This is a genomic window from Daejeonella rubra, assembly GCF_900103545.1.
In the GTDB taxonomy this organism is placed as follows: domain Bacteria; phylum Bacteroidota; class Bacteroidia; order Sphingobacteriales; family Sphingobacteriaceae; genus Daejeonella; species Daejeonella rubra.
This window is the reverse complement of the sequence record NZ_FNHH01000057.1, coordinates 1-3,497: the sequence shown is the minus strand read 5'-3', so window position 1 is coordinate 3,497 and position 3,497 is coordinate 1. Positions and strand designations below refer to the sequence as shown.

The following is a 3,497-nucleotide window of genomic DNA, read 5'->3' as shown; positions in this document are numbered from 1 at the left end:
TTAATTCCCGGAGAACACCTTAATTTGCCTTTGCCCTTGTAACTATTGTAAAACACAAGTTCTATACTCTGTTTTACTTTTACAAGTCTAAAGGAGAATACCGACCATAGGAAAATTAATTTACTTCATTTTACTATAGCCCTCTGTCAATCCATTATCTTCGCTTAAAAAAAAGATAAATTATGTCAAAGACAAAAATAACCATCAATAATAACGGTTCCGTAAAGATAGAGGGCGATTTTGAGATCGTGGACAGAAATGGCAATGAATACGGACTTCAGGGAAGAACTGTACTTTCGCTCTGCCGTTGCGGATTATCCAAGAATAAACCATTTTGCGATGGGGCTCATAATGGACACTTCGAGCATGAGGCGATCGCTTTTGATCTTCCTCCAAAGAAGGTTTAAAACTTCATTTTTCTATACAGCAGCCCATTATTAGTGGGCTGTTTGTGTTTAAAGCCCTTAAATTGATTACGGCACTTTTTTTGTTGTAACTTGTCTGTAACAAGAATTGTATCTATGAAAATTACAGGAACATTATCAATATTGCTTATTACAGTCGTATTGACCCAAAGTTGTGTGAGTAAGAAGGAATATACTGCACTTCAAACCAGTCAGAGTCAGCTGCAATCCAACTATGACCGGCTTCAGGAAAGCAACCGCGACCTGGATAAGAAATATCAAACCAGTCAGCAGCAGCTTTCAGCATCCGGAGTTCGTGTGAAAAGCCTGGAAGAGCAGCTCGCATCTGAAAAGTCGAATCTCGCAGCTCTTCAGCAAGCACTCGATAAATGCTTAACATCCAGCGGACAAGGAAATGTGAACATATCCAAACTGGTTGATGAGATCAATTTATCTAATAAATATATTAAGCAGCTGGTGAATGCCAAGAATAAAAGCGATTCGCTTAACATGGTCTTAACCAATAATCTGACCCGCTCATTAAGTCGTGAAGAAATGAAGGATGTTGATGTCCAGGTGCTGAAAGGTGTTGTTTATATATCTCTTTCAGATAATATGCTGTACAGATCAGGAAGCTATCTGATTTCAGAAACATCCGGAGAGGTGCTGAGCAAGATTGCTAAGATCATTAAAGATTATGATGGTTATGATGTGCTGATCGAAGGTAATACGGATAATGTGCCGATCAACATGCCTAATATTAGAAACAACTGGGATCTGAGTGCTTTAAGAGGTTCTTCAGTGGTTCAGGCACTTCAGAACCAATATGGTGTGGACCCTAAACGCCTGACAGCAGGTGGCAGAGGCGAATATAACCCGGTTGCAGGAAATGATACGGATGCCGGAAAATCTAAAAACAGACGTACGCAGATCATCATAACTCCTAACCTGGACCAGTTTATGGAACTGATCGGTAAGGCACCTTCGGAGGCGTCTAAATAAAATAATACTTAGTTCTATTTGTTGCTGGCGCACGCGTGACGCGTGTGCCTTTATAAAACATTGAATATTTCTTGCTAAGCTAACGAAGGTACCTGACCTGCTGAAGGGCAGGTCTCGGCATGACATTGCATGTGGTACGGGGACAACACCGACCATAGGAAATATTTTGTAACTTTGAATTGAATTCACAAATTAATCACGTGTATGCGATCCACTGTTTTGATATTCTTGTTGATCCTTGCTTCTTTCGATTCCTTCTCGCAGGCTCCTGTTTTGGCAGTAAATCGAATTGATAAGCGCACAAAGGAACATATCAGGCAGTCGTCTATGTACCTTTTTAAGGATGGCGGAGATATCGGTAAACTCAATTTTTCTATCCGCGCTGTGGATGATAGTTATACTTTACTGCTGAATTTACCTGTTGCGGCAACAATTAAAAAGGGGACTGAGATAATCCTTACCATGGAAGATGATAAGCCCATGAAGTTAATTTCCAATAATGATGTTATCTCTATAAATGACACAGATGTAAACAAAAAAATGATTGTTTGTGATCTGGATCCTAATACTGAGATCAAAAATTTAATAAGACAGGGCGTTAAATCTATTTCGATTCCTACAAGTAATAAAGGTGTTCTGAAAGTGAACTTATTGGCTAAAGACAGGACTATGATCAGATCGGGCATAATGCTTGTTCAGAAGAGGTAGTTCCCCTCTGGTAGGTGTTTCACCAATCAGTAATTCCACAAATTGTACTGGCAACTTTCCTTCTGAACTTGATCCATGTCATTCCGGACTCCGATCCATGTCATTCCGGACTCCGATCCATGTCATTCCGGACTCCGATCCATGTCATTCCGGACTCCGATCCGGAATGTGGATAACATAAAGCTCTGAAAAACAATTATATGTATTAATTATTGTCTATAATTTTATAGCTTATTAACAATTGATTGTATATTCGTTTCATAAACTAATCAATTCAATATGTCTGCTGAAGTAAATATTCCCCGCCTTGATCTGCATGATTATATCAAGGGTACCGCTGAACAGAAAAAGAGATTTTCTGATGATATTGGTAAAGCATTTAATGAAACAGGTTTTGTAACTATCGCTAATCATGGTATGACCAGAGAGCTGATGGATGAGCTTTATGCTGAGGTGAAGCGGTTCTTCAGCATGACTGAAGAGCAAAAATTAAAATATGAAATTGCCGGTCTGGCAGGTCAGCGTGGCTATACAAGCAAGGGCAGAGAGAAGGCAAAAGATTCTAAAACTCCCGATCTGAAGGAATTCTGGCAAAGCGGACAAGTAGTTACTGATGGGGATCCGGTTAAAAGCGAATACCCTGACAATATTCAGGTAGATGAATTACCGGAATTCAATAAAATAACCCGTGAAGTATATCAGCGTTTAGAAGAAGCCGGCAAGCATTTACTGCATGCCATTTCTGTATATCTGAACCTTCCGGAAAATTATTTTGATAATAAGGTACACAATGGTAATTCCATTTTACGTGCTATACATTATTTCCCGATCATGGATCCGGATAGCTTGCCTGATGATGCGGTACGTGCAGGAGCACATGAGGATATCAACCTGATCACCTTATTAATTGGTGCAAGTGCCGACGGACTCGAGGTTTTAACCCGTGACGGAAAATGGTTTGCTGTTAAACCCAATGCGGAAGATATTGTAGTTAATGTAGGTGATATGTTGCAGCGTTTGACCAATAATAAACTTAAATCTACTACGCACCGTGTGGTAAATCCACCGCGTGAACTTATGAAAAACTCACGCTTTTCTGTGCCATTCTTTTTGCACCCTAAAGCTGATATGGATCTGACTGCACTGGAATCATGTATTGATGAAAAGCATCCCAAAGCCTATACAGACATTACTGCCGGCGAATATCTGGATGAACGTTTAAGGGAAATAGGATTGAAAATGTAATTTGCTTTCGGTTGGAGGAAAACAACAATCGATGCCATAAATGCGTCATTTCCTTTGGTCAATGAAAGAATATTTATTAGCTATTACTATTGTTGAAATGGGGGGTCCGGGGGGTGTTAATAAACTAAAATCTTTGTG

At 39.7% G+C, this 3,497-nt stretch carries 4 protein-coding genes; all 4 read left to right on the top strand.

The window, feature by feature from the left end:
• Positions 1–182 precede the first annotated feature (182 nt).
• Positions 183–407, top strand: a complete 225-nt coding sequence (locus BLR27_RS18230; protein ID WP_090707300.1) for a CDGSH iron-sulfur domain-containing protein — start codon at positions 183–185, stop codon at positions 405–407.
• Positions 408–521: 114 nt separating this feature from the next.
• On the top strand, positions 522–1,406 hold the full coding sequence (locus BLR27_RS18225; protein ID WP_090707298.1) for an OmpA family protein: 885 nt from the start codon (positions 522–524) through the stop codon (positions 1,404–1,406).
• 204 nt (positions 1,407–1,610) lie between these two features.
• Entirely contained in the window at positions 1,611–2,114 is a 504-nt protein-coding gene (locus tag BLR27_RS18220; RefSeq protein ID WP_090707297.1) for a hypothetical protein, read from the top strand.
• Positions 2,115–2,393: 279 nt separating this feature from the next.
• Positions 2,394–3,359 carry an isopenicillin N synthase family dioxygenase gene (locus BLR27_RS18215; RefSeq protein ID WP_090707295.1) on the top strand — a complete coding sequence of 322 codons (966 nt, stop codon included), beginning with the start codon at positions 2,394–2,396 and terminating at the stop codon, positions 3,357–3,359.
• Positions 3,360–3,497 lie beyond the last annotated feature (138 nt).

Coding starts and splice junctions, on each gene's coding strand:
- BLR27_RS18230 (WP_090707300.1), top strand. CDS start 183: ATGTCAAAGACAAAAATAACCATCAATAATAACGGTTCCGTAAAGATA.
- BLR27_RS18225 (WP_090707298.1), top strand. CDS start 522: ATGAAAATTACAGGAACATTATCAATATTGCTTATTACAGTCGTATTG.
- BLR27_RS18220 (WP_090707297.1), top strand. CDS start 1,611: ATGCGATCCACTGTTTTGATATTCTTGTTGATCCTTGCTTCTTTCGAT.
- BLR27_RS18215 (WP_090707295.1), top strand. CDS start 2,394: ATGTCTGCTGAAGTAAATATTCCCCGCCTTGATCTGCATGATTATATC.